The sequence below is a fragment of the Pseudomonas fluorescens genome (genome assembly GCF_000968015.1).
GTDB classification, from domain to species: Bacteria; Pseudomonadota; Gammaproteobacteria; order Pseudomonadales; family Pseudomonadaceae; genus Aquipseudomonas; species Aquipseudomonas fluorescens_W.
On record NZ_LACH01000031.1, the window covers coordinates 70,059 to 91,069 of the forward strand.

Annotated in this window: 23 protein-coding genes; 9 read left to right on the top strand and 14 right to left on the bottom strand. The window is 59.2% G+C overall.

Annotated features, from left to right (window positions below):
- Positions 1–13: 13 nt before the first annotated feature.
- The 5 genes from VD17_RS14810 to VD17_RS14830 all read right to left on the bottom strand — a co-directional run bounded on the left by VD17_RS14810 (position 14) and on the right by VD17_RS14830 (position 3,482).
- Positions 14–586 (bottom strand): DUF6162 family protein, encoded by a 573-nt coding sequence (locus VD17_RS14810; protein WP_046054446.1) that lies wholly within the window; start codon positions 584–586, stop codon positions 14–16.
- On the bottom strand, positions 583–912 hold the full coding sequence (locus VD17_RS14815) for a hypothetical protein (protein WP_046054447.1): 330 nt from the start codon (positions 910–912) through the stop codon (positions 583–585). The genes VD17_RS14810 and VD17_RS14815 overlap by 4 nt, the downstream gene beginning before the upstream one ends.
- Positions 909–1,451 carry a hypothetical protein gene (locus VD17_RS14820; RefSeq protein WP_046054448.1) on the bottom strand — a complete coding sequence of 181 codons (543 nt, stop codon included), beginning with the start codon at positions 1,449–1,451 and terminating at the stop codon, positions 909–911. Before VD17_RS14820 ends, VD17_RS14815 begins: the two co-directional genes overlap by 4 nt.
- Positions 1,448–2,647 (bottom strand): PepSY-associated TM helix domain-containing protein, encoded by a 1,200-nt coding sequence (locus tag VD17_RS14825; RefSeq protein ID WP_046054449.1) that lies wholly within the window; start codon positions 2,645–2,647, stop codon positions 1,448–1,450. The genes VD17_RS14820 and VD17_RS14825 overlap by 4 nt, the downstream gene beginning before the upstream one ends.
- A 376-nt stretch (positions 2,648–3,023) precedes the next feature.
- On the bottom strand, positions 3,024–3,482 hold the full coding sequence (locus tag VD17_RS14830; protein WP_046054450.1) for a VOC family protein: 459 nt from the start codon (positions 3,480–3,482) through the stop codon (positions 3,024–3,026).
- Positions 3,483–3,824: 342 nt separating this feature from the next.
- Here VD17_RS14830 and VD17_RS14835 point away from each other — a divergent pair, with 342 nt between their 5' ends.
- The 3 genes from VD17_RS14835 to VD17_RS14845 all read left to right on the top strand — a co-directional run bounded on the left by VD17_RS14835 (position 3,825) and on the right by VD17_RS14845 (position 6,553).
- Positions 3,825–5,039: an SfnB family sulfur acquisition oxidoreductase gene (locus VD17_RS14835; protein WP_185753153.1), complete on the top strand. Its 1,215-nt coding sequence runs from the start codon at positions 3,825–3,827 to the stop codon at positions 5,037–5,039.
- Between the two features lie 2 nt (positions 5,040–5,041).
- Positions 5,042–5,707, top strand: coding sequence for a methionine ABC transporter permease (locus tag VD17_RS14840; RefSeq protein WP_033059210.1), 666 nt, complete (start codon positions 5,042–5,044; stop codon positions 5,705–5,707).
- Positions 5,708–5,782: 75 nt separating this feature from the next.
- Positions 5,783–6,553 (top strand): MetQ/NlpA family ABC transporter substrate-binding protein, encoded by a 771-nt coding sequence (locus tag VD17_RS14845; protein ID WP_046054452.1) that lies wholly within the window; start codon positions 5,783–5,785, stop codon positions 6,551–6,553.
- A 160-nt stretch (positions 6,554–6,713) separates the two neighbouring features.
- On the opposite strand, the gene VD17_RS14850 is transcribed toward VD17_RS14845, so the two are convergent.
- From VD17_RS14850 to msuE, 4 genes are all read right to left on the bottom strand, one after another.
- A complete protein-coding gene (locus tag VD17_RS14850) occupies positions 6,714–7,817 on the bottom strand; it encodes a sigma-54 interaction domain-containing protein (protein ID WP_046054453.1) in 1,104 nt (367 codons plus the stop codon).
- A 23-nt stretch (positions 7,818–7,840) separates the two neighbouring features.
- Complete coding sequence (locus tag VD17_RS14855; RefSeq protein ID WP_046054454.1) at positions 7,841–9,028, bottom strand: acyl-CoA dehydrogenase family protein; 1,188 nt, start codon at positions 9,026–9,028, stop codon at positions 7,841–7,843.
- A gap of 123 nt (positions 9,029–9,151) precedes the next feature.
- Positions 9,152–10,297, bottom strand: a complete 1,146-nt coding sequence (gene ssuD / locus VD17_RS14860; protein ID WP_046054455.1) for an FMNH2-dependent alkanesulfonate monooxygenase — start codon at positions 10,295–10,297, stop codon at positions 9,152–9,154.
- A 10-nt stretch (positions 10,298–10,307) separates the two neighbouring features.
- Entirely contained in the window at positions 10,308–10,871 is a 564-nt protein-coding gene (gene msuE, locus VD17_RS14865; protein ID WP_046049228.1) for an FMN reductase, read from the bottom strand.
- A gap of 401 nt (positions 10,872–11,272) precedes the next feature.
- Here msuE and VD17_RS14870 point away from each other — a divergent pair, with 401 nt between their 5' ends.
- From VD17_RS14870 to VD17_RS14885, 4 genes are all read left to right on the top strand, one after another.
- Positions 11,273–11,542, top strand: coding sequence for a hypothetical protein (locus VD17_RS14870; RefSeq protein WP_046054465.1), 270 nt, complete (start codon positions 11,273–11,275; stop codon positions 11,540–11,542).
- Between the two features lie 101 nt (positions 11,543–11,643).
- On the top strand, positions 11,644–12,258 hold the full coding sequence (locus VD17_RS14875; protein ID WP_046054456.1) for a LysE family translocator: 615 nt from the start codon (positions 11,644–11,646) through the stop codon (positions 12,256–12,258).
- 204 nt (positions 12,259–12,462) lie between these two features.
- Positions 12,463–13,620 (top strand): aminotransferase class V-fold PLP-dependent enzyme, encoded by a 1,158-nt coding sequence (locus VD17_RS14880; protein WP_046054457.1) that lies wholly within the window; start codon positions 12,463–12,465, stop codon positions 13,618–13,620.
- Positions 13,621–13,685: 65 nt separating this feature from the next.
- The gene (locus VD17_RS14885) at positions 13,686–15,494 is read left to right on the top strand and encodes an aminopeptidase P family protein (protein WP_046054458.1); all 1,809 of its coding nucleotides are present in this window, start codon (positions 13,686–13,688) and stop codon (positions 15,492–15,494) included.
- On the opposite strand, the gene VD17_RS14890 is transcribed toward VD17_RS14885, so the two are convergent.
- Positions 15,487–16,407 carry a LysR family transcriptional regulator gene (locus VD17_RS14890; protein ID WP_185753154.1) on the bottom strand — a complete coding sequence of 307 codons (921 nt, stop codon included), beginning with the start codon at positions 16,405–16,407 and terminating at the stop codon, positions 15,487–15,489. The two genes, VD17_RS14885 and VD17_RS14890, sit on opposite strands and share 8 nt — an antisense overlap.
- A gap of 104 nt (positions 16,408–16,511) precedes the next feature.
- Here VD17_RS14890 and VD17_RS14895 point away from each other — a divergent pair, with 104 nt between their 5' ends.
- Positions 16,512–17,510 carry a zinc-dependent alcohol dehydrogenase family protein gene (locus VD17_RS14895; protein ID WP_046054460.1) on the top strand — a complete coding sequence of 333 codons (999 nt, stop codon included), beginning with the start codon at positions 16,512–16,514 and terminating at the stop codon, positions 17,508–17,510.
- Here VD17_RS14895 and VD17_RS14900 read toward each other — a convergent pair.
- Entirely contained in the window at positions 17,507–18,097 is a 591-nt protein-coding gene (locus tag VD17_RS14900; protein ID WP_046054461.1) for a 2-hydroxychromene-2-carboxylate isomerase, read from the bottom strand. The two genes, VD17_RS14895 and VD17_RS14900, sit on opposite strands and share 4 nt — an antisense overlap.
- 36 nt (positions 18,098–18,133) lie before the next feature.
- Complete coding sequence (locus VD17_RS14905) at positions 18,134–18,862, bottom strand: SDR family oxidoreductase (protein WP_046054462.1); 729 nt, start codon at positions 18,860–18,862, stop codon at positions 18,134–18,136.
- Positions 18,863–18,954: 92 nt separating this feature from the next.
- Between VD17_RS14905 and VD17_RS14910 the strand changes: the two genes are divergently transcribed.
- Positions 18,955–19,515: a TetR/AcrR family transcriptional regulator gene (locus VD17_RS14910; protein ID WP_046054463.1), complete on the top strand. Its 561-nt coding sequence runs from the start codon at positions 18,955–18,957 to the stop codon at positions 19,513–19,515.
- 15 nt (positions 19,516–19,530) lie between these two features.
- Here VD17_RS14910 and VD17_RS14915 read toward each other — a convergent pair whose 3' ends face one another.
- The gene (locus tag VD17_RS14915) at positions 19,531–19,812 is read right to left on the bottom strand and encodes a hypothetical protein (RefSeq protein WP_008156219.1); all 282 of its coding nucleotides are present in this window, start codon (positions 19,810–19,812) and stop codon (positions 19,531–19,533) included.
- Positions 19,813–19,979: 167 nt separating this feature from the next.
- Positions 19,980–20,867 carry a threonine/homoserine exporter RhtA gene (gene rhtA, locus VD17_RS14920; protein ID WP_046054464.1) on the bottom strand — a complete coding sequence of 296 codons (888 nt, stop codon included), beginning with the start codon at positions 20,865–20,867 and terminating at the stop codon, positions 19,980–19,982.
- Positions 20,868–21,011: the final 144 nt, after the last annotated feature.

Here is a 21,011-nt window from a genome sequence, read left to right on the forward strand (position 1 = left end):
TGAAGGCGAGGGTTCAGTGCCGATGCTGGCGGGTAACCCCGGCATCGAATTGCGCGACGATCTGCTGCCAGCCAGCGCTTTCCAGCGCAGCGTCGGTGAGGTCGGTCGGGGCCGCGAGGGCTTTGCCGCGGTTGAGCCAGACGTCCGGCGCGTCGTCGTCAGCGGTCAAGCGCATCAGAAACGAACCCGCCACGGTGGGCGACTGGCTTTGGCCGAAGTAAGCCTTGGTGTCGAGCAATTGCCAGGCATGGCCGCCACGGCTGACGGAACTGGCGTCCTGGGCGAACGGCGCAAAACCTTCATCGGCGAGGGCTGCGGGGGCGGGTAGCGCCTGTTGCTCCTGGCGCAGCAAGTGAATTTCGTCGAGCGTCACCCGCAGGTCGGCGTAGATGCCTTGCTCGGACGCGCTCAAGTCACGGCGGGCATCCAGTTGATGGCTGCCCACGCTGCTGACTTCCTGAGACTCACCGCGCCAGGCAACCACCGAGCCGGCCACCGCCAGAATCATCAGGCACAACAGCAACACATAGAGGGTTTCATGGCCGGCACCGGCCGGGCGGACGATTTGCGTAGTCGGCGTACTCATGGGGTTTCGATGTCCGCTTGGTCGATCTCGACGACGTGGCCGGGACCTGCGTCGAACAACACATAGAATTCGGCACCGGGCTTCTTGAAAGTCAGGGTCGAATCGGCGCCGAGCTTGCCCGGCACCAGAATGGTTTCGTCGTAGCCGATCACGTCCAGGGTCACCCCCGGAGCGCCGCTGCCGTCTGAGAAACCGCCGGTGCATTTGATCTGCTCGGCGTCGATGGCTTTGCATTCGCACATCGGGTTGTGGGCCAGGGCGCTGGCGCTGAAACCGGCGCAGAGCACCAGCAACGCGGCGCTTAGAGGACGTATAACGTTGATCATGGTTTACCTCCTTGTTGGTTCAACCAGGCGAGGGTGGCCGGGGATGCCTGGCTCAGGGGGACGGAGGCCTGATGCATGGCGCCGTCCCAGCCTTCCATGGTGATCCACAGTTCGGCGTCGGTTTTGGTCTTCTCGGGGATCGGCAACATGGCGCCCATGCGGTACGGCGTGCCGAAGAAAATCACCCCGGCAGCGCGCAGGCTGCGCGGTTTGCCGATGCGCAGGTACGTCGCCTTGACCTGATCACGGCAGCTGTCGCACAGCGCCGCGTTGAAGCTTTTCATGTAGCCGGCCGGACCATCGAGCGTCGGTGCTTCGTTGCGCAGCTCGGCCAGACGCAGGCTCCAGGGGCCGACCTGAACCTCGCCGATCGCCCGCTCGCCCAGGCCGGTGTCACCACGAAACAGCGCAGCGTCGGCGAAGTACTTGGGCATGAACCCCAGCGGCACCAGCAACAGTAGAACGTTGATGTGGAAGCGCCATTTGTGCCAGAAACGGCTCAGTTTCGAGCCCGGTTTATCAGCGGCGAACAGGCTCATTGGCTGACCACCGTGGTTTCATGGCTCGCAGCCGGAGCGGCCTGACTGCGCGGGCGTTTATGGCTGCGCTTGAGGGCGTTGGCCGTGGCCAGGGCGGTGCGCTTGGTCCAGATCAACAGGCCGCTGAGGACCATCATGCTCAGGATCAGGCCGAAGAAGAACCAGATCAGCTTGATCCAGATGCCGCCGAAATCGCCGGTGTGCAGCGGACGCATGGATTCGGTCACCAGCTCCAGACCGGAACGGTCCGACAACAGGCGGGTGGCGGCGATGTCGCCGGTGTACGGGTTGATGTCGGCGGTCTGGAACATCAGCGGATACCAACTGCGTCCGCCTACCGAGAGGTAGCTGTAGGCATTGGCGGGCAGGCTGACAAAGCTGTCGTCCAGTCCGGGAATACGTTCCTTGGCTTCGCGGATCGCGGTCTCCAGGCTGATCATCGGCGCTGGCGAGCCGTCGGCAGTCAGCGGGGCACTTTCACGCGGAACCACAGCAGCGACCGGCGCGGTGGAAATCGAAATCTGGTTATCGAACATGAATGCCTGAATCAGAAACCAGGTGCTGGTGATGGAAATCACCGCGATAAACCAGATCGACCAGATGCCGCTGAGGCGGTGAAAGTCGCCCCAGAAAATCCGTGCGCCGTGACGAATGCGCAGGGTCGGTCGGAAGAAACCTTTCCAGAAACGCTTGTAGACCACCAGCCCGGTGACCAACGAAGCCAGCAGCGGCAAGCTCAGGAATGACACTAGATACCAGCCCCAGCTGTAACCGTTGGTGAATGGCACCAGCCACCAACCATGCAGGGCGCGGGTAAACGCCTTGAAATTGAATGGCGGGGCAGTGCCCTGAATGACACCGCTGTAGGGATTGACGTAAACCGTCACGGAGCGCCCGTCGGGATAGCTGACGTCCACGTCGAGGGCGAAGTGCGATTCATCGGGCCGACTGATGCCTTCGACCAGTGTGTTCGGTTCCGCCTTTTTGATCGCAGCAATGATCTGGTCATAGCTGAGCAGCGGCGCATCGTCCGAGGGTTGGCTGGCGCGCATTTGCGGGTTGGCCAGCCAGACGATTTCCTGGCTGACCACCGCCAGGGTGCCGGTCACACAGACGATCAGCACGAAAAACCAGATTGGCAATGCCAGCCAGCTATGGACCAGAAACCAGAGTTTTGAACGGGATTTCTTCGACATGATTAAAGGTCTTGTTTCGATGAAAGGGCCTCTGCTGCGGGCTTCCCGGCGATGAGGTCCATGTAAGGCCGGGCCGTGGCTTTTGCCTACGCGGGCCGACTGCATCTAAATAAGACGGATGAGCATCGAAAATCCCGAAGGGGGATATGAAAGAAAATGTTTCGTATTGCAATGAAGCCTCCCCTTTGTGGGAGCGAGCCTGCTCGCGATTGCAATCTTTAATTCAACATCGTTGTTGGCTGGACTGACCTCATCGTCGGAACGCCGCCCGGAGCAAGCTCGCTCCCACAGGGATCTTCTGTGATTCAACTGTGGGAGCGAGCTTGNNGCTCCGGGCGGCGTTCCGACGATGAGGCCCGATCAGGCACCGAAGATTTCAACCTTGTTTAAACATCTCCTTCGCCCGCTGCTCGATCTGCTCCTGAGTCAGATCCTCCTTGCGCGTGGCCAGAAACCACAGATGCCCATAGGGATCCTTCAGGGTCCCCGAGCGGTCGCCATAAAACTGATCCTTGACCTCGGAAACCACCGTACCGCCAGCGGCAATCGCCTGTTTGTAAGACTTGTCCACATCGTTCACATACAGATGCAGCCCTACGGACGGCGACTTGTCCGGATTGCTCAGCGGGCCCTGATCGCACGGTGTGCCAAGCATGATCGGGCAATCGCCGATGCGCAGTTCGGCATGCCCGATGCCGCCATCGGGCATGGACAGGCGCATGACTTCGGTGGCGCCAAAAGCTTTCTTGTAGAACTCGATGGCTTCGGCCGCTTTTTGAATGCCCAGGTACGGGGTGATGCTGTGATAACCCTCTGGAATGGGTTTGACGCTCATGATGGTTCTCCCTGTTTTTTGTTTTGGGATGAAGGTGGTCCTTCGCCGATTTACAACCTATGAAGAGTAGTAGGAGCTGCCGAAGGCTGCGATCTTTTGACCTTGGTTGCGGTGCAGCCGACGAAAAATCAAGATCAAAAGATCGCAGCCTTCGGCAGCTCCTACAGGGTGTAAGGCATAACAACGCCACTGTTCAGCCATCAACAGTGAAGCAGCAGATTGCTCTTGCTCGTTATCTTGAGATCGCGAGAACACCGCTGAACTCCCCGAAAACATTGGTTCGGACGGTCCGGCACAGAAGCTGCAATGCCCTCTGGTAAACATTGGTGCCGAGAGACTTGTATGCCTGAATCTGCCGTTTATCCGATCAACCCACCGGCTGCCCATCGGATCGCCGACGAAGCCGAAGCCCTGCGGGTTGCCGAACAGGTCGCCGCAGTGTTGCTGGAGCAAGACGCCGAGCGCGACCGCACCCGCCAAGTGCCCGCCGAGATCGTCGATCTGTATTCCAACAGCGGTTTGTGGGGCATCAGCGTGCCGAAGGAGTTCGGCGGCGCGCAGGTGTCCTATGCGGTGCTGGCGCAGGTCATCGCGATCATCTCGGCGGCCGATCCGTCCCTGGGGCAAATCCCGCAAAACCACTATTGCCTGCTGGAAGACATTCGCCTGCAAGGCACGCCTGAGCAGCAAGCGCACTTCTTCGGGCTGGCGCTGCAAGGTCACCGCTTTGCCAATGCCTTGTCGGAGATCGGCGGCAAGAACGTGCAGGATATTCAGGCGACCATTCGCCGTTACGGCGACGGCCATGTGATCAACGGTCGCAAGGGTTATTGCACCGGTTCGCTCTACGCCCACTGGCTGGCGGTGCTGGCGCTGGACGAGGAGCAGAAGGGCCAGCTGGCCTTCGTCGAGCGCGGCACTCAAGGGTTGGTGATTCTCGACGACTGGGACAGCATCGGTCAGCGCACTACCTCCAGCGGCACAGTGCTGGCTGAGGACCTGCACGTCTCGGCGTTCAATCTGTTCCCGACGTATCGCTCTTATGAAACACCCACCCTGGCGGGACCGTTCGCGCAGTTGACCACCGCCGCCATCGACGCCGGCATCGCCCGTGCGGCCCTGCGTGACACCATCAAATTCGTTCAACAATTCGCTCGGCCATGGATCGACGCGGGTGTGGAAAAAGCCAGTGAAGATCCGCTGACCATCATTCAGGTCGGTGGCCTGGAGATTCGTCTGGAAGCAGCCGAAGCCTTGCTGGAACGCGCCGGTTGGGCGCTGGATGCTGCACGTTCGGCACCTGACGAAGACAACGTCGCGCAAGCCTCATTGGCCGTCGCCAAAGCCAAAGTGCTGACCACCGAAATCGCCATCGAGGCCAGCAACAAACTCTTCGAACTCGGCGGCACTCGCTCGACGCTGAGGAAACACAACTTCGACCGCCACTGGCGCAACGCCCGGGTCCACACCCTGCATGATCCGGTGCGCTGGAAGTACCACGTGGTCGGCAACTGGCTGCTCAATGGCGTCAAACCACCACGTCACGACTGGTCGTGACCATGGCCGAGTGGTTGAAAAACATCTATTGGGCCGACATTGCCCAAGCCTGCCTCGACACCCTGAGCATGCTCGGTGCCGCCCTCGGTTTTACCGTGCTGCTGGGCCTGCCGCTGGGCGTGGTGCTGTTCCTCACCGGCAAGCGCCAATTGCATGAAGCCGTCGGTGTTTATCGGGTGTTGTCGGTGATCGTGAACATGTTGCGCTCGCTGCCGTTCATCATTTTGCTGATTGTGCTGATTCCCCTGACCACGCTGTTGGTGGGCACCTCTCTCGGTGTGCCGGGGACGATCCCGCCGCTGGTGGTGGGTTGCACGCCGTTCTTCGCGCGGCTGGTGGAAACCGCCCTGCGCGAAGTCGATCGCGGAGTCGTGGAAGCGACCCAGGCCATGGGCGCCAACACGTGGCAGATCATCCGCCACACCTTGTTGCCCGAAGCGCGGGGAGGGCTGCTGGCGGCGGTCACGGTGACCGCAATTGTGCTGGTGGATTACACGGCAATGGCCGGGGTGATCGGTGGCGGCGGTCTTGGCGACCTGGCGATCCGTTACGGCTATCAGCGTTTTCAGACTGACGTGATGGTGGTCACCGTGGTGCTGTTGCTGATCCTGGTCCAGGCGCTGCAAATGACCGGAGACCGACTGGTGGCGCGCTACAGCCGACGATAAAAATTTGATTCAATCCTTAAAAATCGGCCCAACGTCCGCCCCACGACGGCCACTCAATCTGCCTAGGAGCACACCATGAAAAAGACCCTGGCCATTCTGGCTGCCGTCCTGTCGTTCAACGCTCACGCCAACGAAAAACTCATCGTCGGCGCCACCCCGGTGCCGCACGCGGAGATCCTCGAATTCGTCAAACCGACCCTGGCCAAGGAAGGCGTGGACCTGGACATCAAAGTCTTCACTGACTTCATCCAGCCCAACCAGCAATTGGCGTTGAAGAACCTCGACGCCAACTATTACCAGTACCGGCCATTTCTCGATGACTTCAACAAAACCCGCCATACCGATCTGGTGCCGGTGGTCGGCGTGCACATCGAACCGTTTGGCGCTTATTCGACCAAAATCAAAAACATCGCCGAGCTGAAGGATGGCGCCACGGTGTCGATTCCCAATGACCCGGTGAACACTGGCCGTGCGCTGGTTCTGCTACACGAAGCCGGCCTGATCAAACTCAAGGACCCGAGCAACACCCTGGCCACTCAACGCGACATCATCGAAAACCCCAAGCACCTGAAAATTCGTGAACTGGAAGGTGCGCTGCTGGCGCGTTCGGTGAGTCAGGTGGACCTGGCGTTTGTCTTCGCCAATTACGCACTGGAAGCGGGGATCGATACCAACAGCGCGTTGATTGTCGAGAAGGGCAAGAGTTTGTACATCGAGTTTCTGGTTGCGCGGCCGGACAACATCAATGATCCAGGCTTGCAGAAGCTGGCCAAGGCGCTGAATTCGGATGAGGTTCGACAGTTCATTTTGACCCGCTACAAAGGACAGATTGCACCGGGGTTTTAAATCTTCATTGACTGACAGGACGCCATCGCGAGCAGGCTCACTCCCACATTGGTCTGTGAGCGCCACAGATCAAATGTGGGAGCGAGCTTGCTCGCGATGGTCGCGCCACTATTTCGGCTCAGCCTTCGTTTCAAGGAGCTGCGCATTGCAATCTGGTGGGTTAGATCGACAGCTGCATGACACGCTCGCCCTGAAGGTTTTCCGTGGGCCGGCGTTTGTTCACCGCCAGTTCGCCAATCTTGATCAGTCGCGTGCGCGTTACGTTGCGGCTCAAGCCCAGCAGTGCGGCGGTGTGCACCTGGTTGTAGTGGCTGAAGCGATAAGCCGCCCGCAGCAACGCGTCTTCGACTTTCTCGTGCAGCGCCCCGGCCTGTTCTTCGAAGAGCTTTTGAAAGGCCCGATCGAGCAGGGCTTCCGGTGAGTCGTCGACGTTGCTGTGGTAGTCGTCCTGACGCTCGATGCGCATGTTCGACAGGCGCAGGTCGTCGCGTTCGATCACGCCGTTACGGCAGATCAGCAGGGTGTGGTGAATGACGTTTTCCAGTTCGCGAATGTTGCCCGGCCAGCTGTAGCTGCGCAGTTTCAGTTCGGCGTCTTTGCTGATGGTGATGGTGCCGTAGCCGAGGCGCTGGCTGTAGGCTTCGACGAAGTGTCGGGTCAGCGGCAGGATGTCGCCGGGGCGGTCGCGCAGCGGACTTAATTCCAGGCTGACCACGTCGAGGCGGTAGTACAAATCCTCACGGAAATGCCCGGCGTTGATGGCTTTCTCCAATTGCACGTTGGTCGCCGCCAGCACGCGCACATTGATAGGAATGCTCTTGCGCGAACCCAGTCGCACCACCTCGCGCTCCTGTAACACGCGCAACAACTTGACCTGAATCGCCATCGGCAAATCGCCGATTTCATCGAGGAACAACGTGCCGCCATCGGCCTCCTCGAACCAGCCGGCCTTGGCGCTCAGTGCACCGGTAAAGGCACCTTTTTCATGGCCGAACAACTCGGCCTCCACCAGGGATTCGGAGAACGCGCCGCAGTTCACCGCCACGAATGGCCGGTTGCGCCGGGCGCTGAGGTTGTGAATATGTCGCGCCACCAGCTCCTTGCCGGTGCCGGTTTCGCCGATGATCAGCACGCTGGCTTCACTGGGTGCGACTTGTTGGATGTGGGCGAGCAAGGCCTCGGATTTAGGGTCTTCGAACACCTGCGCCGTGGCGCGGATCGAGGTGGCCAGAGCGGGCGAGGGCGGTAAGGTCAGCAGTTGCATGGGCAGGCTCCATGAATAGAAGGCTATGAATAGAAAGTCGGAGTTGGCAGGGACTGGTTGAGCGCCCAGTCACCCAGTTCATGGAGTTTGTAATCCACCGGGTCGTGCAGGGTTTGCGTGCGCAGGTTGCGCCAGTGGCGATCCAGCCGCAGTGAGGCATGAGTTGAACGGGCGCCGGTCACTTCGAACAACCGGCTACAGAGTTCCAGGCCGTTGCGGGTGGCCGCGACCTTGGCCGTGGCGATGGCGGTAGCGAGGTGCCCGCGTTCTTCGGCACTGAGGTTCGGGCCTTTGGCCCAGGCCTTGTCGAGCAGCCCGGCAGCGCGCTCCACCAGCAGCCGAACACTTTCGAGGGCGACCCAGAATTCGCCGTAGTGGCCGAGTACATAAGGGTCCTGGCGCACATCCTGAGCGCTGGATTTGTGCCACGGACGGGTTTCGGTGAGGGTGTATTGCCGCGCCTCTTCGAAGGCACCTTCGGCGATGCCGAGAAACATGTGGGTGAAGGTCAGCTGGGCAATCAACGGCCGCAGGCAGGCAAATGGTGTACTCAGCGGACCCGGATCAAGGAGCAATTCCGACTCTTCGACCCGTACCCGTTCGAATGTCGCGCTGCCGCTGTCGGTCTGGCGCTGGCCCATGTTGTTCCAGTCGTTGTGCAAGGTGATGCCGCTGCGACCACTGGGAATCGCAGCGATCAACAGCTTGCCGCCAGCGCTTTCGTCCACCGCCGAGGCAATCAGCATTTCCGAATCGCTGGCGCCGGAGCAGAAGCTTTTCTTGCCGGAAAACTCACGCCAGCCACCGAGGTTTTTCACCACGGTACGGGTGTCCAGTGGGTTGAGGGCGTTGCCCCAGAACCAGTTCTTGCGCGCGGTCTGTTCGAACCATGGCTGCCATTGCTCGGGCCGGGCGAACAGGCGCACGGTGGCGAGCATCAGGTGATGGAAGCCGAAGACATGGGCAATCGAACTGTCGACCTTGGCGAACTCGCGCACGATGGTCAGGGTGTCACTCCAACTGGCGCCGAGGCCGCCGTACTGGGCGGGAATGCTTAACGCGAGCAGACCGCTGTGGCGCAAGGCATCACGTTCGGCTTTGGGCGTACCGCCACGTTCATCGCGCTCGACAGCGGTCAGGGCAAACTCGGCGGCCAATCGGCGGGCGGTCTGCAAGGGAGATATCAGGGCGCTTTGCGGTTTGGCAGTCACGCGGAATTTCCTATATGTCGATGGACCACCGTAGGAGCTGCCGCAGGCTGCGATCTTTTGATCTTGATCTTTGAAATCAAAAGATCGCAGCCTGCGGCAGCTCCTACAGGACCGAGGTCAGGATCAGGCTTTGGCGTGAGCCGGCAGCACATCATTGGCAATCATTTCACCAAACGGCCCGGTGAGATTGGTAACCCCACGCCCGGCCAGGCTGGCGTACGGCTCAGGCAACAGCGGGAACACCAGTTCGGCAAAGCGATAAGCCTCTTCGAGGTGCGGATAGCCAGAGAAGATGAAGCTCTCGATCCCCAGGTCCGCGTACTCCTTGATTCGCGCCGCCACTTGCTGCGGATCGCCCACCAGCGCCGTCCCGGCGCCGCCACGCACCAGACCGACACCGGCCCACAGGTTGGGGGATATTTCCAGGTTGTCACGGCGGCCGTCATGTAACGCCGCCATGCGCCGCTGACCTTCGGAATCGAAACGCGAGAACGACTTCTGCGCGGCCGCGATGGTCTCGTCGCTGATGTGCTCGATGAGTTTATCCGCGGCTTTCCAGGCCTCTTCGGCGGTCTCGCGGACGATCACGTGCAAACGAATCCCGAACTTCACCGTGCGCCCGTTTCGCGCTGCACGCTCACGCACATCGGCCAGTTTTTCCGCCACGGCGGCCGGTGGTTCGCCCCAGGTCAGGTAGACATCAACCTGCTCGGCGGCCAGTTCATGGGCCGCTTCGGAGGAGCCACCGAAGTACAGCGGCGGATAGGGCTTTTGCACCGGCGGATACAGCGCCTTGGCGTTCTGCACTTGCAGGTGTTTGCCTTCGAAATCCACCGATTCGCCTTGCAGCACCCGGCGCCAGATTTTCAGGAATTCGTCGGTCACTTCGTAGCGTTCGCTGTGATCGAGGAAGATGCCGTCGCCACGGTTTTCATCCGGGTCACCGCCGGTGACCACGTTGATCAGCAAGCGGCCATTGGACAGTCGATCCAGTGTCGCGGCCATGCGCGCCGAGACTGTTGGCGAGATGATCCCCGGCCGAATCGCCACCAGATAACGCAGGCGTTCGGTCAGTGGCACCAGCGCCGAAGCAATCACCCACGAATCCTCGCAGGAGCGCCCGGTGGGAATCAGTACACCGTGGTAGCCGAGGCTGTCGGCTGCCTGGGCCACTTGTTTCAGGTAGTTAAGTGTCACCGGGCGAGCGCCCTGAGTGGTGCCCAGGTAATGGCCGTCGCCGTGAGTCGGCAGAAACCAGAAAACATCCATGAAGAAATCCTTAAGCGATTTTCAGCAGATTTTTGGGGTGCACGCCAAACAACGGCGCGGCGCGTTCTGCAGCAAGACGTATGCGGGCCTTCAAGGGCTCACTGGTTATTTGATAATTCGAGAAATCGGCTTCGGTGGCGTAGACGCCAATCGGCAAGGTCAGGGCCTGGAAGAAACTGAACAGCGGCCGCAACTGGTGATCGAGCACCAGCGCATGGCGTTCGCTGCCACCGGTGGCGGCCAGCAATACCGGGGTGTCGATCAGCGCGTTGAGGTCGATCAGGTCGAACAGATGCTTGAGCAGTCCAGGGTAAGAACCGCGATAAACCGGCGCGGCGACGATCAGCAGGTCGGCGTTCTCGATCGCTTGCAGCTCGGCTTCGATCTCGGCGCTCAATTCCTGACGGGACAGCGCGGCGCCCAACGGTCGGGCGATGTCACCCAATTCAATCAGCTTGCTTTCAATCGGTAATTGCTCGGCCAGTTGCGCCAACAGCGCCTGGGTCAGCACCAACGTGCGGGACGGACGCCAGGTACCGCCGGAGAGGGCAACGACTTTCAATGGACGCGACATGATCAGTTCCTTTTTAAACAGTTGCTCAGGGAGCAGTGAGTAGTCACTGACAGAGAGCAAGAGCTGTACCAATCCCTCGGATGCTTGATTTACGGGGCTTTCAGCGCGTTGGCCGGTAGACGCTGTACGAAAGGCAGAGCTGTTTGTTGAATGACTGTTGCCTGGCAAACAGTTGCTTGGGCAACAGTGTGTGAAGCGATGACAGTTGTTATAAAGACTCTGTGTTATTCCGTAAAAGACCATAAATTAATATTTATAGATCGTTTGGAGATATAAGGCGCTCCACCTGAGTGTCATTAGTCAAAGTCGATAGCCACTATCGAGAGCGTTGATTTCTGCTGATCGGAGGCCCGGCGTAGCCTGTGTTCATTGCCTTTAACCCAGTTGCCGGGACGCTCACCATGAAACCTATAATCGCTACTTTCTTGCTGCTTGCGGTCTCCGTACTCGCCGGATGTGCCAGCCATGTTTCCCCCGAACTACGGCCCTACACCGCTGCAGAAACCAAGGAACTGGCACTTGAGGCGTTGAATCGTCGCGGTCTGTCTTTCGAGGAGTACCACGCGAAGAAAGCCGAATTGCTCGGCCAACCGAAAAAGTCGTTCAGTTTCGACAAACAAGGCGAGATGAACGCCGAACGTGCTGTACAGCTTCACGGTCGTCCTAGCTGATAGAAAACTGTACCGCTTGAAGTTTCACCCAACTGTCCATGGGTTTCCGTGAAGGCCTGCGATAGGGTCAACACCTGACTGACCCCAATGGACTGCCACCCATGACGCTCTCGCTCGATTTGCTGCTGGGCTTTGCCCTGTTTGCGCTTGTCACCTCGATAACTCCCGGCCCCAACAACACGATGTTGCTGGCATCGGGCGTAAACTTCGGCTTTAACCGCACCATCCCCCACATGCTTGGTATCACCTGCGGCTTCTTCGTGCTCGTGGTGGCAGTCGGTTTCGGCTTGGGTGCAGTGTTTCAAACCTATCCTTTGCTCTACAGCGTGCTGCGTTACGTTGGCGCGGCGTATTTGCTGTATCTGGCGTGGAAGATTGCCCGGTCGGGACCGGTTTCCGAGAGTGAAAAGGGCGAGAGCAAGCCGATCAGCTATTTGGGCGCCGCCGCGTTTCAGTGGGTCAATCCCAAGGCCTGGATCATGGCCATCGGAGCCATCAGCACTTACACGCCAATGCAGGGTTATTTCACCAACGTGATCGTGATTGCGGCAGTGTTCGCCTTGATCAACCTGCCGAGCGTCAGTGTCTGGGCAGGCTGCGGCACGTTGTTGCGCAACGTGCTGAAAGATCGCCGCTGGTTGCGGCTGTTCAACTGGGGCATGGCCTTGCTGCTGGTGGCTTCGCTGTATCCGTTGTTGCTCGAAAGCTTTAGCTGACGCATTGCTTCAACCGGTTGCCCGATGCCTGTTAAGCTCGACTTCAGGAGCGTTCCTACGCACTTTTAAATGAAGTTGTCCTTCTTTAACGGCCTCCGATCAGGTATTTCTAACGCTCTGAACGATCGGCGCAGCTCACGAGGCTGCGCTTTGATGTTTCAGTGACGAGCCTCCTGATCCCGGAACATGCTCTGCGAGTCTTCTATGAATAAACGTCCTCTGTATTTCGACTACGCCGCCACCACGCCGGTGGATGAGCGAGTCATCAAGGTCATGGTCGAGTGTCTGGGTTTTACCGGCAACTTCGGCAACCCGGCGTCCAGCTCCCATGCGTTCGGTCAACAGGCCCGGCAATCGGTCGAGCAGGCGCGGCGTCAGGTCGCCGAACTGGTCGGCGCCCAGGCGGAGCAGATCGTCTGGACCTCCGGCGCCACCGAATCGAACAACCTTGCCCTCAAGGGCGTGGCCCAGGCTCGCGGCGTTTCTGGCGGCCACATCATCACCAGCCAGATCGAACACAAAGCGATTCTCGACACGGCAAAGCAGTTGCAGGATGCCGGCGTCGCGGTGACTTATCTGGTGCCTGACGCCGAGGGTCTGATTACCCCGCAAGCGGTCAGCGAAGCGATGCGCGAAGACACCTTTCTGGTGTCGTTGATGCTGGTCAACAACGAACTGGGTACGGTCAACGACATCTCGGCTATCGGCGACGTCGTGCGTGCTCGCGATGCGTTGTTCCATGTCGACGCGGCTCAAGGTGCAGGCAAAGTGGTGATCGATCTGGCTCGGTTGCCAGTGGATCTGATGTCATTTTCCGCCCACAAGATTTACGGCCCAAAAGGCATCGGCGCGCTGTACGTCGGGCCGCGCGCGCAGCAGCGTGTGCAGGCGCAGATTCACGGTGGTGGTCACGAGGGCGGTTTGCGTTCCGGCACCCTGGCGACTCACCAGATCGCTGCCATGGGTGCGGCGTTCGCGTTGGCGGCCTCTTCGTTCGATGAAGAGAAAGCCACGATCGACCGGTTGCGCGAGCGTTTGCTCGAACAGCTGCTGAGTATTCCCGGGGTTCGCCTCAATGGCAGCCCGACTCAGCGCATCCCTCATACCTTGAGCCTGACCTTCAACGAAGGCGAGTTCAATTCCGCGGCGTTGAGCACCTCGATCGCTTTTTCCGCGACCTCGGCCTGCAACTCCGCCAGCAACGCGCCCTCCCATGTGCTGCTGGCCTTGGGGCATGACGCTCGCTCGGCGAGTCGCACCATTCGCTTGAGTCTCGGCCGGTTCACCACCGAGCAGGACATCGACCAAGCGGTACGCCTGATTAAAGCGGCCTGCGCCAGTGCTCCGGCATTTTGGCAATAAGGTCTGAAAGTGCCGACGTTGATCGGCGCTCAACAATAATGATGAAGTGATTAGCAGGAGACATGATGAGTACGCAGCCTTCGATCAATGGATCGGTGCCTCAACGCCTGGCGCAAACCCGCGAACTGATGAGCCGGGAGGGCATTCACGCTCTGCTGGTGCCGTCGGCCGACCCGCATCTTTCGGAATACCTGCCGGGTTACTGGCAAGGGCGGCAATGGTTGTCGGGCTTCCATGGTTCGGTCGGCACGCTGATCGTTACGCCGGATTTTGCCGGCGTCTGGGCCGACAGCCGTTACTGGGAACAAGCGACCAAGGAACTCAAGGGCAGCGGCATCGAACTGGTCAAGCTGCAACCGGGTCAGCCCGGCCCCCTGGACTGGCTGGCCGAGCAAACCCCTGAAGGCGGCGTCGTCGCGGTAGATGGTGCGGTAATGGCCGTGGCTTCGGCGCGTACGTTGGGTGGCAAGCTCGAAGAACGTGGCGCACGTCTACGCACTGACATCGATGTGTTGAACGAAGTCTGGAGCGACCGTCCGACGCTGCCAAATGAACCGATCTATCAACACCTGCCGCCTCAGGCGACGGTCAGCCGCGGCGAGAAACTGGCCAAGCTGCGTGAAGTTTTGAAAGATCGCGGTGCCGACTGGCATTTCATCGCCACCCTTGATGACATCGCCTGGCTGTTCAACTTGCGCGGCGGTGACGTGTCGTTCAACCCGGTATTTGTTTCCTTCGCGTTGATCAGCCAAGAGCAGGCAACCCTGTTCGTAGCCCTGAGCAAGGTCAATGCCGAATTGCGCGCGATCCTCGAACAGGATGGCGTGACCCTGCGCGACTACAGCGAAGTGGCTGCCGCTTTGCGTGCTGTACCGAGCGGGGAGAGCCTGCAAGTCGACCCGGCGCGCGTCACCGCCGGATTGCTGGATAACCTGGACAGCGGCGTGAAACTGGTCGAAGGCCTGAACCCGACGACGTTAGCCAAGTCGCAGAAAAGCCTGGCCGATGCCGAGCACATTCGTCAGGCCATGGAACAGGACGGCGCGGCGCTGTGCGAATTCTTCACCTGGCTGGACACTGCGTTGGGTCGTGAGCGCATCACCGAACTGACCATCGACGAACACCTGACGGCGGCGCGTACCCGACGTCCGGGCTATGTATCGCTGAGCTTCAACACCATTGCCGCGTTCAACGCCAATGGCGCGATGCCGCACTATCACGCCACTGAAGAAGAGCACGCAGTGATCGAAGGCGACGGTCTGTTGTTGATTGACTCCGGCGGCCAGTACCTGGGCGGCACCACTGACATCACGCGGATGGTACCGGTCGGTACGCCGACCGATGAGCAGAAGCGCGATTGCACGCGAGTGCTCAAAGGCGTGATTGCGTTGTCCCGTGCGCAATTCCCCCGTGGCATTCTCTCGCCGTTGCTCGACTCGATTGCCCGCGCGCCGATCTGGGCTGAAAGCGTTGATTACGGTCACGGCACCGGTCACGGCGTCGGCTACTTCCTCAACGTGCACGAAGGCCCGCAGGTCATCGCCTATCAGGCCGCCGCTGCACCGCAAACCGCGATGCAACCGGGCATGATCACTTCCATCGAACCGGGCACTTACCGTCCGGGCCGCTGGGGTGTGCGGATCGAGAACCTGGTGTTGAACCGCGAGGCGGGCAAAAGCGAATTCGGTGAATTCCTGAAGTTCGAAACCCTGACCTTGTGTCCGATCGACACTCGCTGTCTGGAGCCGTCGCTCCTGACTGACGATGAAAAGCAGTGGTTCAACGCCTACCACGCCGAGGTGCGCCAGCGCTTGAGCCCGTTGCTCGACGGCGCAGCCCTTGAGTGGTTGAACACCCGGACGGCGGCTATTTGATCGGTTTGAGTTCAGGCGCTTCTTCGAGCGCCTGGCTCATGTAGTCGACAAAGGCTTTGACCCTGGCGGATTGGCGACGATTCGCCGGGGACACGGCATGAATCGGCAGCGATTGGGCGCTGTATTCCAGCAAAATCGCTGTCACGCGTCCCGCCTTCAAGTCCTCGCTGAACAGCCAAACCGGCGACAGCGCAATCCCCAATCCCCCCAGTACCATCTCGCGGATTGCCTCGGAGTTGTTGCTTTGGGCGTTGCCCTTGATTCGCACTTCGTGACGTTGGGCCTCTCTCTCGTAAACCCATAGGTTCTGACTGTTCAGCAGGTTGAACAGCAGACAGTTGTGCCCGCTTAATTCTGCGGGCGTTTGCGGGTGGCCGTGTTGCGCAAGGTAGTCGGGCGTTGCGACGGTCACTCGGTGGGTGGTGCCGATGCGGCGGGCAATCAATCCGCTGTCGTTCAACTCACCGATCCTGAACGTGACATCGAGCCCTTCACTGACCAGGTCCTGATTTTGATCGCTCAGTTGCAGATCAATTTGCACCTGGGGATGTTTTTTGAGGAATGCCGGCAGTCGCGGAGCAATCTGCAAGCGCCCGAAACTCACGGACGATCCGATTTTCAGGTTTCCGGCAACAGCTTCGCGGCCGGAGTGAAAACTGTGTTCTGCGGCGTCTACCGCCGCCAGAATTTGTCGACATTCGCTGTAGTACCGCTGACCTTCGTCGGTCAGGGACAGTTGTCGGGTGCTGCGGGAAATCAGCTTTCCACCCAGATCAGTTTCCAGTGCTCGCAGCACTTTGCTGATGGTCGGCTGACTGGTCTGCAATTCCCGGGCGACGGCAGAAAAGCTGCCACGTTCGACAACGCGGACGAAGATCGCCATTGCATTGAGTTTGTCCACGGGGTTTCTCATTGATGCCAAATGGGCATGGTCACTATAGCTATATAGCGTCTTATCGGCATGAGTGAGGGAGAGGAAGATTAATCCCACAGCCACCTCTGACGGGAAATTGCGAAATGACTGACTCACTTGAAATGCGCGCTCTGATTGTTGATTCGGCCAACGGGCCTTTACGCTTGGCTTCCATTCAACGGCCTGTGCCCGGAGCCGGTGAGGTGTTGGTCAGGATCAAGGCCAGTGGGGTGAACCCTCTGGATGGGAAGATTCGGTCGGGTCAGGCTGCTCATGCGCGCCAGCCTTTGCCGGCGATATTAGGTATTGATCTTGCGGGAACAGTGGCGGCATTGGGGGAGGGTGTCAGCGGCTGGCTATTGGGTGATGAGGTCTATGCGATGGCCACCGGCATTGGCGGTACGCAGGGTTCACTGGCTGAATACGCCGCCGTCGATGTACGACTGCTGGCGCGCAAGCCAGTCAATCTGAGCATGCGAGAGGCCGCAGGGTTGCCGTTGGTACTGATCACGGCGTGGGAAGGATTGGTGGATCGTGCGCGGGTGCGGGCGGGGCAGAAAGTGCTGATTCACGGTGGTGGGGGTGGTGTCGGGCATGTGGCTGTGCAAATTGCCCGGGCTTTTGGTGCTGAAGTGTTTGCCACCGGGTCGGCCAGGCAGCAGACGATCATTGAAGGGGTCGGTGCGACGTTTATTGATTACCGCAAATCTTCGGTCGAGGAGTATGTGGCTGAGCACACGGCGGGGGAGGGCTTCGACATTGTCTACGACACGGTGGGTGGTGAGACGCTGGACGCTTCATTCAAGGCTGTCAGGGTCTACGAGGGACATGTCGTGAGTTGTCTTGGATGGGGGCAGCACAGTCTTGCGCCGCTCTCGTTTCGTGGGGCGACTTATTCTGGAGTGTTTACCTTGTTGCCGTTGCTGACTGGCAAGGGGCGCGAGCATCACGGGGAGATACTTCGGGAGGCAGCGCAGTTGATTGAGGCGGGTCAGTTAAAACCGTTGCTCGACCCTCGGCAGTTCACGCTGCAAACCGCCGAAGCCGCCCATGAGCTGCTCGTTTCTGGAGCTGCGCAGGGACGGCTGGTCGTCGAGATTTAACTCAGGGCTTCAAGGACGAAGTCCAGGCGATCCTGGCCGAAGAACAGCTGATTATCGACAAACATGCTCGGGGCACCGAATACACCCCGTTGCACTGCTTTCTCTGTGTTGTCCTTGAGCGCGGCTTTGACTTCCTCATCGGCAGTCAGGGCCAGCACCTCATTTGGATCGAAACCGTTTTGTGTCAGTACTGACGCGACGGTTGCGAGGTCATCGAGGCTGTGGCCTTCAACCCAGAGGGCGTGAAACAGGCAATCGATGAATGCCTGAAAGCGTCCGGGATGACGCAACTGCATGCCGGTGACAGCGCGCATCAACATCAGGGTGTTGATAGGAAAGTGGGGATTGAACTTCAGTGGCACGCCATAGCGCTTGGCGTAGCGGTCCAGGTCTTGAAACATGTAGTGGCCCTTGGCGGGGATGGTCGCGGGGGAGGCGTTACCTGTGGCTTTGAAGACGCCACCCAGCAAGATGGGTATGTAGATCAACTGGCTGTCTGTCTGCTCGCAGATCTTCGGCAGTTGGGTATAGGCCAGGTAGGTGGCGGGGCTGCCGAGGTCGAAATAGAACTCCACGGTTTTGCTCATGGTCGATGCGCTCTGTTTATTATTGTGGGGTAGGGCTTACCAGCGTTCGCTCCAGGGGCGCAGGTCCAGCTCGAAGGTCCATGCGTCACGGGGCTGGCTGTGCAGGTACCAATAGTTCTCGGCAATGTGCTCTGGATTGAGAATGCCGTCCTGGTCCTTGGTCGCGTATTTTTCGGGGAAACTCTCGCGGATAAAATCGGTATCGATGGCACCGTCGACTACTACATGGGCGACGTGAATATTCATCGGCCCCAGTTCACGCGCCATGCTTTGCGCCAGGGCACGAATTCCGTGCTTTGCGCCGGCGAACGCCGCAAATCCTGAGGCCCCACGCAGGCCGGCGGTAGCACCGGTGAACAAGATCGTCCCGCGTTGACGCTTGGCCATGCGCTTGGCCACTTCACGAGCGTTGAGAAAACCCGAGAAGCAGGCCATTTCCCAGATCTTGAAATATTTGCGCGCGGTTTCTTCGAGAATGCTGCAAGGCACATTGGCGCCGATGTTGAAAACGAACGCTTCGATTGGGCCGATCTGGCTTTCGATCTGCTCAACCAACGCGATCACGTCCTCTTCCTTGCGCGCATCGCAGGCAAAGCCGTGGGCTTCATAACCATTGGCCTTGATGGCGTCCACGAGCGGCTGGAGTTTGTCCGCGCTACGGCGGGTGACACACGCCACAAATCCTTCCTGCGCAAAGCGTTTTGCAATAGCGCCGCCGGTGGCATCCCCGGCACCAACAACCAGTACGACCTTCTTGTTATTCATGGGTAGATCCCTTTGCTAAACGATCGTTAACTAAACGAACGTTATGCTACGATTCGGCAAGCGTCAAGGCGATCAATCCTGAGGGCAAGGCAATGCGTTACTCGGCCAATCACAAGCTGGAAACCAAAGAGAAACTACTTGAAAGCAGTGCGGTGTCGGCCAAGAAGTCTGGTTTTTCAACGGTGGGTGTCGACGGTTTGATGAAGGCGATCGGTTTGAGTGGTGGGGCGTTCTACAGTCACTTTTCGTCGAAGGATGAGCTGTTCGCTTCAATCGTCGAGCGTGAGCTGTCTCAAAGCCTGGAGCGTTTAGGGGCGGACCAGAGTCTTGAGAAGCTCCAACGCTGCCTGAAACACTACCTGAGCATGGCCCATGTCGCGCACCCGGAATCCGGTTGTGCTTTGCCGGCATTGGGGGCTGAGATTGCACGATCAGACGTGATGATTCGTCAGCAGGCGGAGAACTGGATTTGTCGACTTCAGAAGAGTTGGGCGCAGGTTCTGGAAAGCGACAGCCTGGCTTGGGCGATTCTGTCGCAATGTATCGGTGCATTGGTCATTGCACGAATGCTGGCCACGCCAGACATCCAGCGCGCGGTACTGAAGTCCAGTTACGATGAGATTGGCCGCCAGATCGCAGGTCCACGAACCTGACCAGGCGGCATCAATCTATTTGCAGATGACGATCATGCTGCGGCTGGTATAGCCTGCCGGGTTGAGGCCGAACGGGTAATCGCCTGGTTCTTCCACAGCGTCCCCTGACTTGGCGATGACCTTGTAACCTTTGGGAGCGCACGAGTTGGCGGCGCTGGTGTAGCACTTGTCCCAGGATGACGACAGCCCGGAACAGTTGATATGCAGCCCTCTCTTGCCGTGTTTTACCTGGGTTTTCGATGTCGCCGCGCAGCCTGCAACCGCAAGTACGGCGATCAGTATCAAAATTCGTTTCATTACTGTCCTTATAGCGTCCCGGATCTTTGCGCCCGGGTCTGGCTGCATTCGCTTTCGCTTGAAGCGTTCTGATATCCCTATCTGAAAAATCCATGTCTGACACTGGCTTACGGGTCTAAACATGGCCTAATTGCGCGGTAAATACCAGACCCCCGTCAAATCCTGTCTCAATCTGCTGCGACAGCAGGCTTGGCTGCGCTCCCCATGGTCATGGTCGCGCCTATGGAAGCCAGAATGATGCACATGATCGCCATCCATTGTGACAGTGAGAGGTACTCATGGAGAAACAGCAGGCCTGACAGTGCGCCGATCGCAGGTTCAATGCTCATCAACGTGCCGAATGTCCGGGTCGGGATTCGGGTGAGGGCGACCATCTCCAGCGTGTAGGGCACGGCGGTGGACAGAATGGCGACAGCGATGGCCACGGGGATCAGTGAGGGAGTGAGCAGCGCTGTGCCAGCATGGACGATGCCAATAGGGGCTACAAAAAGTGCCGCAATCATCACCCCCAGTGCCGCGGTCTGCACGCCATTGTCGGCGCCGGCCTTTTGGCCGAACAGAATGTACAGCGCCCAGCAGACTCCTGCGCCCAACGCATAACCGGTGCCTATCAGATCGATTCCCGCGGTGGTTTCTCCCGTAGGTATCAACAGCAACAAGCCGACGGCTGCCAGGGCGATCCACAAAAAGTCGATCACGCGACGTGAGGCGTAGATGGCTACCGCCAGTGGGCCGGTGAATTCCAGTGCAACCGCAATACCGAGGGGGACGGTTTGCAAGGACATATAGAAGAGGAAGTTCATGCCGCCCAACGCCATTCCGTAGACGATGACGGTGCGCAGGGATTTTGCGGTGAGCTTCGCTCGCCACGGGCGCAGTATCAACATCATGATCACGCTGGCGAAGATCAGCCGCAGGGTGGTGGTCCCTTGCGCACCGATAATGGGAAACATGCTTTTAGCAAGGGAGGCTCCTGACTGGATGGATGCCATGGCTATCAATAGCAGGCCAACCGAAAACAGGGTCGAGGCAAGGCTGCGAGGTTGGTCATTCATGGCGTGGCATCGTCCGAAGTAGGAAGCGAGAGTGTTGTTGGGCAATATACTGCGCATTCATGGCGGGCGCGTCTATATATAAGCAGCGATTTTGAGCATCCTTATAGAGAAGCGTAATTAAGGGTTGACGGCAGATTCTGGAAG

Coding starts and splice junctions, on each gene's coding strand:
- VD17_RS14810 (WP_046054446.1), bottom strand. CDS start 586: ATGAGTACGCCGACTACGCAAATCGTCCGCCCGGCCGGTGCCGGCCAT.
- VD17_RS14815 (WP_046054447.1), bottom strand. CDS start 912: ATGATCAACGTTATACGTCCTCTAAGCGCCGCGTTGCTGGTGCTCTGC.
- VD17_RS14820 (WP_046054448.1), bottom strand. CDS start 1,451: ATGAGCCTGTTCGCCGCTGATAAACCGGGCTCGAAACTGAGCCGTTTC.
- VD17_RS14825 (WP_046054449.1), bottom strand. CDS start 2,647: ATGTCGAAGAAATCCCGTTCAAAACTCTGGTTTCTGGTCCATAGCTGG.
- VD17_RS14830 (WP_046054450.1), bottom strand. CDS start 3,482: ATGAGCGTCAAACCCATTCCAGAGGGTTATCACAGCATCACCCCGTAC.
- VD17_RS14835 (WP_185753153.1), top strand. CDS start 3,825: ATGCCTGAATCTGCCGTTTATCCGATCAACCCACCGGCTGCCCATCGG.
- VD17_RS14840 (WP_033059210.1), top strand. CDS start 5,042: ATGGCCGAGTGGTTGAAAAACATCTATTGGGCCGACATTGCCCAAGCC.
- VD17_RS14845 (WP_046054452.1), top strand. CDS start 5,783: ATGAAAAAGACCCTGGCCATTCTGGCTGCCGTCCTGTCGTTCAACGCT.
- VD17_RS14850 (WP_046054453.1), bottom strand. CDS start 7,817: ATGCAACTGCTGACCTTACCGCCCTCGCCCGCTCTGGCCACCTCGATC.
- ssuD (WP_046054455.1), bottom strand. CDS start 10,297: ATGGATGTTTTCTGGTTTCTGCCGACTCACGGCGACGGCCATTACCTG.
- msuE (WP_046049228.1), bottom strand. CDS start 10,871: ATGTCGCGTCCATTGAAAGTCGTTGCCCTCTCCGGCGGTACCTGGCGT.
- VD17_RS14870 (WP_046054465.1), top strand. CDS start 11,273: ATGAAACCTATAATCGCTACTTTCTTGCTGCTTGCGGTCTCCGTACTC.
- VD17_RS14875 (WP_046054456.1), top strand. CDS start 11,644: ATGACGCTCTCGCTCGATTTGCTGCTGGGCTTTGCCCTGTTTGCGCTT.
- VD17_RS14880 (WP_046054457.1), top strand. CDS start 12,463: ATGAATAAACGTCCTCTGTATTTCGACTACGCCGCCACCACGCCGGTG.
- VD17_RS14885 (WP_046054458.1), top strand. CDS start 13,686: ATGAGTACGCAGCCTTCGATCAATGGATCGGTGCCTCAACGCCTGGCG.
- VD17_RS14890 (WP_185753154.1), bottom strand. CDS start 16,407: ATGAGAAACCCCGTGGACAAACTCAATGCAATGGCGATCTTCGTCCGC.
- VD17_RS14895 (WP_046054460.1), top strand. CDS start 16,512: ATGACTGACTCACTTGAAATGCGCGCTCTGATTGTTGATTCGGCCAAC.
- VD17_RS14900 (WP_046054461.1), bottom strand. CDS start 18,097: ATGAGCAAAACCGTGGAGTTCTATTTCGACCTCGGCAGCCCCGCCACC.
- VD17_RS14905 (WP_046054462.1), bottom strand. CDS start 18,862: ATGAATAACAAGAAGGTCGTACTGGTTGTTGGTGCCGGGGATGCCACC.
- VD17_RS14910 (WP_046054463.1), top strand. CDS start 18,955: ATGCGTTACTCGGCCAATCACAAGCTGGAAACCAAAGAGAAACTACTT.
- VD17_RS14915 (WP_008156219.1), bottom strand. CDS start 19,812: ATGAAACGAATTTTGATACTGATCGCCGTACTTGCGGTTGCAGGCTGC.
- rhtA (WP_046054464.1), bottom strand. CDS start 20,867: ATGAATGACCAACCTCGCAGCCTTGCCTCGACCCTGTTTTCGGTTGGC.